This window comes from Peptoniphilus koenoeneniae (assembly GCF_030812875.1).
Lineage (GTDB): Bacteria > Bacillota > Clostridia > Tissierellales > Peptoniphilaceae > Peptoniphilus_B > Peptoniphilus_B koenoeneniae.
Window position 1 is genome coordinate 1 of the sequence record NZ_JAUSTN010000013.1, and the last position, 5,755, is coordinate 5,755.

The 5,755-nt window shown below is 29.6% G+C and carries 6 protein-coding genes and 3 pseudogenes; all 9 read right to left on the bottom strand.

Annotated elements, in window-relative coordinates; all coding sequences use genetic code 11:
• Positions 1 to 353: 353 nt before the first annotated feature.
• A pseudogene (locus J2S72_RS08635) lies at positions 354 to 623 on the bottom strand (DUF3847 domain-containing protein); the annotation flags it as partial.
• Between the two features lie 140 nt (positions 624 to 763).
• Positions 764 to 979 carry a hypothetical protein gene (locus J2S72_RS08640; protein ID WP_036739098.1) on the bottom strand — a complete coding sequence of 72 codons (216 nt, stop codon included), beginning with the start codon at positions 977 to 979 and terminating at the stop codon, positions 764 to 766.
• 121 nt (positions 980 to 1,100) lie between these two features.
• A complete protein-coding gene (locus J2S72_RS08645) occupies positions 1,101 to 2,369 on the bottom strand; it encodes a copper amine oxidase N-terminal domain-containing protein (RefSeq protein ID WP_023054960.1) in 1,269 nt (422 codons plus the stop codon).
• Between the two features lie 29 nt (positions 2,370 to 2,398).
• Complete coding sequence (locus J2S72_RS08650; protein WP_023054959.1) at positions 2,399 to 2,875, bottom strand: hypothetical protein; 477 nt, start codon at positions 2,873 to 2,875, stop codon at positions 2,399 to 2,401.
• Positions 2,876 to 2,886: 11 nt separating this feature from the next.
• On the bottom strand, positions 2,887 to 4,242 hold the full coding sequence (locus J2S72_RS08655) for a M56 family metallopeptidase (protein WP_307495371.1): 1,356 nt from the start codon (positions 4,240 to 4,242) through the stop codon (positions 2,887 to 2,889).
• The gene (locus tag J2S72_RS08660; protein WP_023054958.1) at positions 4,223 to 4,636 is read right to left on the bottom strand and encodes a BlaI/MecI/CopY family transcriptional regulator; all 414 of its coding nucleotides are present in this window, start codon (positions 4,634 to 4,636) and stop codon (positions 4,223 to 4,225) included. The genes J2S72_RS08655 and J2S72_RS08660 overlap by 20 nt, the downstream gene beginning before the upstream one ends.
• 155 nt (positions 4,637 to 4,791) lie before the next feature.
• Positions 4,792 to 5,118 carry a helix-turn-helix domain-containing protein gene (locus J2S72_RS08665; protein ID WP_442417719.1) on the bottom strand — a complete coding sequence of 109 codons (327 nt, stop codon included), beginning with the start codon at positions 5,116 to 5,118 and terminating at the stop codon, positions 4,792 to 4,794.
• Positions 5,092 to 5,520: pseudogene (locus tag J2S72_RS08670) on the bottom strand (ATP-binding cassette domain-containing protein); the annotation flags it as partial. The pseudogene J2S72_RS08670 and the gene J2S72_RS08665, both read right to left, overlap by 27 nt.
• A 126-nt stretch (positions 5,521 to 5,646) precedes the next feature.
• Positions 5,647 to 5,755: pseudogene (locus tag J2S72_RS08675) on the bottom strand (DNA-binding protein); the annotation flags it as partial.

A 5,755-nucleotide genomic window follows, 5' to 3' on the forward strand; every position in this document is an offset into this window, starting at 1 on the left:
ATAAGGTCATCAAAACTTGACATTTTTATAACCTCAATCATATTATTGATAGCCTCTTGCTCAGATACACCATCTTCTAAGAATGATTCTGTTCTTATAGGCATATCGTCTACATATTGCGTCCATGATTTGTTTTCAGCATTTATTTCATATTGAATAGTGTGTTTGTCATCAGGTGTATGAGTAAACGCTAAACTTATATGCTCTAAGTCAGGATACAATTTATCAAAAGCTTCGTAAGGATTGTCTTCTGAAAATTCGTAATTAGCATAATCTATTATAGTTCTTTTGAAATCTTCAAGCAGTGGCGAGTTGTTTTCAATCTCGTTAACATCGCCAAGATCAAGTAGCTTGTTTATTTCAGCTAATCTTAGAGTTTTGTTCTTAAGCTCATCAGCCTTTTCAAATGGCTTTGTTAGCTCCTCTTTTGCATTTTCTATAAGACTTTCTAAGATTGCTCCTCTTGTTATGAGCCTATGAGTTCTTTCTTTTTTTCTTTTTACTATGTCTTGTTTTAATATCTTCTTTTCTTGATTTTTTAGTTGCCTTAATCTTTCTTCTGTATCATCAATTTTTTCTTTTATTTCTTTTGACTCTTGTCTTATTTGATCTAATTTTTTCATACAAAACTCCTTTCTTGTAATATAAAAAGAGATAACATTTCTGCTATCACTTTCAAAGTTTCATTATTAAAATTTTATGTCTTTTGAAATATCATTTATGTTTCTATAATGATTTTCTATCTCTTCTTGCTTCTTTCTTTTTAATTGTTCTTCTCTTCTTCTATGGTCTGAACTAATAGCTTATGCTTTTGTGAGATAAGTTCAGTATTGCTAGGATCAAGTTTAAGAAGTTTGTTAACATCACGCAGTTCTGATTGAGTATGTTTTATCTCCGTATTAACATATTTTAGAGCCGTTTGTAATTTGCTAGTGTCCCCACCAATCTCAACAGTTATCCCTTTTATTCTATTTGCCAATATCTCACCTCCTTAATTTTAGGCATCAAAAAAGCACCTAGAATTTTCTAGATGCTTTTCCTCTCAATATCTTTTGAACGTATTTAGATTTCGCTCACAAAAAACTCTTGTCTTAAATAAATTAATTATTAAGATTTCCTGTGAAGTACTCTAAAACAAAATCAACGTCGTTCTTTGAAACCCAGGCACTATTTGCACCACCAGGCATTTCTATTAATAGTTGGTTCTTTTCTTTTCTCTTAATGTTTGAAAATCTATTTCCGTCTACCTCGTAGGTTTCTCCGTTTATAGAATCTTGGACTTTAATTTGTCCATTTTTTAATCTACATACATTAGAAATCAAATCAAGCTCATTAGGTCTTGGATTTAAAATACAATCTTTCTTCAAAACATATCCTTTGGCAAAAGACCAATCTTCAATTGCTTCTCCTTGGGGTTTTATTAGATCAATGTATAAATAATCCCCTTCACTTTTAAGAATTAAACCAACATCACCTATTCTTAAACTCTCCGGAGATTTTTTATCACCTTTTGAGCTAGATACATCTATACTATTAATTAATACAAACCGTCCAATATAATCGTTTTTGTTACTAGGTATATCCTTTTCTCTAGTAATATGAACATTTCTTGCCTTTTGATCCCAGATTACAACTTGATTAAAAGCTTCTGCAATACATCGTAATGGTACGAAAGTTCTGTCGTTTTTAATTAGAGGAGCAACATCGATGACTTCTTTATGATTATTGTTAATTATTTCTTTCTTCCCAATATATAACTTTACTTCTAAATTTCTGTCTGATACTTTTACTTCTTGTTTTTTCTGATTCCATTGAACATTGTACCCGAGATTTTCTGAAATTATCCTCAAAGGAACCATAGTTCTTTCATTTTTAATAAATGGAACTACATCCGTCTTTACAATTTGATTATGAATATAAATATTTGGATCTTTAGAAATTGCAAAAACATCATTATTAACTTTTGAAACTTCATTAGAACTGAACAGTTTTAAAAGTTGACTTGGAAAATAGTTCACGGCTAATTGTTCCTCTTTAGAAAGAGTATTATACCATTTTAACCATTCTATATCTTTATCCGACAATCTAATTGATTGTAATAGCTCATAGTTTACGCTCAATTTTTCCTCTTTACTCAGACCATTAAACCACTCTTGCAATTCTTTAGGGCTGACTTCTGGATTATTATTTGCTGATGCAGGCTCATAGTTTACACTTAATTGTTCCTCTTTACTTAGACCATTAAACCATTCTTGCCATTCTTTCGGGCTGACTTTTGAGTTATTATTTGCTGATGAAGCAAATACATTTGTTGCAATTGCTGTTAACAGCATCACCATGGCTATTAATAGAGTAAATCTTTTTTTCATTTCTTACCTCCTCATATAATTTTGTTTAACTATTTGTCTTCCCCAAATATAATTTGATCTATTCTTTCTTTCAAATTATAAGAAGTTTTGTATATCCCCTCTTTATCCTTATTTTTCGATTTTATATTGTACCAATATTTATTATCTGTACTAAGGGAATCATCATTTCCTATTTCTATCTCATATTCCTTATTATCATGTACTTTAATTAAATATGTTCCTTCAGAATAGGCATTATCCAATCCTAGATATTGATTATTTGAATCATATAAACTAGAATCTTTCTTCAATTCATTCAACTGTTCTAAAATTTTCCTTTTTTGGTCTTGGGTTGTAACTAATTCTTTAAAAGTTTCTTGTTTTTCATCATAAATATTAACTGTCAAAGAGATTTTATCTTTTTCTTTGCTTATATTTTTATCATTAGAATTTAAACACGAACTTAGATTAATCATAAAAAATAATACTAGCATCAACCCAAATATTTTTTCTTTTGAAAACTTCATAAAATCCTCTCTTATCTTGTATAAGAATTTATATTTACTTGTCCCGATAAATTTTTATTAGACTCATTACAAACAGTTACAATATAAGCACTTCCCTTTTGTGTCTTAACTTTTAATGTAGAGTCTGTGGCAAATCTTCTCTTATAAATTATTTCTCCATCTTCTTCTATAATTACTGAAAATTCTACTCCTCCAGAACAAGACATATTTTCTAAATTTATGATAAAACCTTTGTAGTCGTCACCACTAATCTCAAACTCGTAGGGGATATTTTCAAAACTTCCTAGCTTTATTTGTTCGTCGATATTTGCTAGGTCAGATTTTATACTCGATATCTTTCCTAATTCTAATTTCTCATATTCTTTATAACCTATTATTTCAACCCTTCCCCCATTATTAATCTCAAAATTATTTAGCTCTTGGCCTAGAACTTCAACCCTATCTTGACTTAGGTCGGTCACATTGGCAAAAACTGGCAAAGAAAGAGCAAAGGCAAGGATAAAACTTATAAGTCCCAAAAGTGTTTTCTTCCATATTTTTATTATCTCCATTCTTTCTATGTTGGGATTTAATTTTAAATATAGGTTGTTTTCATAAATTCCTCTTTCCACGAGTTTTAGCATTGACATGCAATATTCTTTTCTATTTTTTATTGTGTCGCCTAATTGTTGAACCACTAGCTTATCGCAATTTATTTCTATATCTTGGTCTATATATTTTAAGCTTAGCCACAAGAGTGGATTGTACCAATATATGCAGGCTACAATATTTACCAGGTGGTTAAGTAGGATATGAAATTTCTTTATATGCATTAGTTCATGGATCAAAACATGGTCTAGTAATTCTTCATCAGCTAAGATATGATCTTGTAGGATTATCCTAGGTCTTAAAATTCCAAAGGTAAGGGGTGTTTTAAAATTGTTATTTATATAAATCCTTACTTTTCTTTTTAATCCAAATTTACTTATTTTTTTCTCGCATAAAGTGTTATCAATAAGCGTAGAGCCTTTCATAACTTTATGAAATTTATAAATTTTTATTACGAGATAAGTAAAAATCAAAACCGAACCTATTAGTCGATTTAGTTTAAAAAATATAGAGCCTATTTTATTTACTAACCATCCAAGGGAATGATCAAAAAAATTTGTTATAGCAAGTAAGATAGAATTTTCCTTTACATTTTCTATTCCGATTTCAAGTTCATAGGGACTTATTAAGTAGATTAATAAAGCTATCCACAAAACAATACTTGCTGACCTAAAGGCTTTCTTATTTAATATTGGTCTAACTAAAAGAATAATAACTAGTAAAAAAAGACTTTTTATAGATTTTTCTAAAGTAATTACCCTAACTAGACTTATTGCCATCCTTGTCTTCCTCTTGGTCCTCTTCGTCAAAGCTATCTATTAATTTTTTCATTTCTTCTATTTCTTCTTTTGTAACTTCTTCATTTTGTAAAAACGTTTTACACATATTTAGAAGTGATCCTTTGAAAAGTTTATGAAAGGCTTCTTTTTGCTTATTCAAAAGAGCATCCTCCCTTGATACAAGGACCCTAATTGTGTATTTAGGATATCTCCTAGCTATCGCTTCTTTTTCTACTAATCTTCCAAAAAAGGTGTAGCAAGAGGTTTTACTTATATCGTACTTTTCCATCAATATTTTTGATAAGGCAAGAGCTTGGATTTCTCCATTTTCGTCTAATACATCGCCCTTCCATAATTCTTCCATTACCAGAAGTTCACCATCTGAAAATTCCAACTATATTACCTCCTTTATATATAGTTTCGTTCGCTCTTATATTTTTATTCGTTTAATTATTTTCAACTTGAGTATATCATAGATTTAAAAAATGGTCAAGTGTTTTGACCATTTAAAATTACAATTTTTATATTTTAATACATCTCGTTTTAGTTTTAAATTTCTTTTTCAAATTCATATTCAAAACTAATAATATCATTAGGAGTGCAAGATAGAGCCTTACATATTTTTTCCAAATTCTTAAATGTAATCGGTTTATCCTTGCCCATTTGTGCCATAACATTTGTTGTAAGTCCTGCCATAGCTATTACATCTGTTTTCTTTAATCCTTTTTTTGCTAACTGTATCCATAATGGTTTATAGCTAAGTGCCATAAGAGACATAAGTGCGGCATTTTTATCTAAAAGCTTTCTTATCTCGACTCTTGAGATTGGGTCTACCCCACTAGTTACCTCATCTAAAAATATTATCTCTCTATTCATCATTACAATAATTAACAAAGATAATTTTCTCTTCATACCCTTAGAATATGTCGAAACATTTCTACCCAGATCATTTGTAATTTCTAACAAGTCAGAATATTTTTGATAAGAATCTAAACCATAATCGAAATACACACCGTATAATTTAATATTTTCTAGCCCAGTTTTATCTTCATACAGATAGTCATTTTCAAGTAACATTGCATGATTTCCCTTAATCTTAATTTCGCCACCATCTTATTCATAAAGACCAGTGAGTATCCTAAGCAGAGAAGTCTTACCAGCGCCATTAGGACCAACAAGGGCATGGACTGTATTAGCTTCAATTTCTAGAGAAAAATTATTAAAAAGCTTCTTGTTTTTAAAATTTTTACTCATGTTTTTCACTTCAATTACATTCATTTATAAACCTCCTATCAATAAGACTTATTTTCTTATGTATTTATCTTAGAGCATTTAGAACTTATTTATATGAGTAAATACTGCAAATTTACAAAAAAATAAAGGCAGTCCGAAGACTGCCGATATTTACCTCTCTGCACCTTTGCTATGGTCTTTCTTAGTTGACTTAGTTTTGTCATCTGTCTTAAAGCTTTTTATTTGCCCTAATATGGACTTTTTATCTTTATCTTGACTC